General features: G+C 68.7%; 1 protein-coding gene. It reads right to left on the bottom strand.

What is annotated here, in order from left to right:
* Positions 1 to 134: 134 nt before the first annotated feature.
* The gene (locus GV790_RS30110; protein ID WP_375139447.1) at positions 135 to 278 is read right to left on the bottom strand and encodes a tetratricopeptide repeat protein; all 144 of its coding nucleotides are present in this window, start codon (positions 276 to 278) and stop codon (positions 135 to 137) included.
* Between the last annotated feature and the right edge of the window lie 3 nt (positions 279 to 281).

Below are 281 nucleotides of genomic sequence, written 5' to 3'. Positions count from 1 at the left end.
TGCTCGCGGTGGTGCTGGCGCTGGTGTCGGGTAGCTGGTGGATGCTGCTGGTGGTGCCGATCATCGCGGGCGCGGCGGCGCTGGTGGCCGTTAAACGGCTTTCAGGCGCACGTCGGACCGACACCTGAGCTTTGTCACCAGCGGCTGCGCGGCCGCACGTGATTGGCGAGGTCGACCAGCCGGTACCGATGCAACCGATCGGGTGCGGTGCGCGCGAGGGCACGCAGGCAGGTCTCGAGCCCGCGACTCAGCCCCGGCTCGGTGAACGGAAATCCCAAGAT

The sequence above is a fragment of the Nocardia cyriacigeorgica genome, from assembly GCF_010858045.1.
GTDB lineage: Bacteria > Actinomycetota > Actinomycetes > Mycobacteriales > Mycobacteriaceae > Nocardia > Nocardia cyriacigeorgica_E.
Note: the sequence above shows the minus strand (reverse complement) of the source record. Positions and strands in the feature narration are given on the sequence as shown.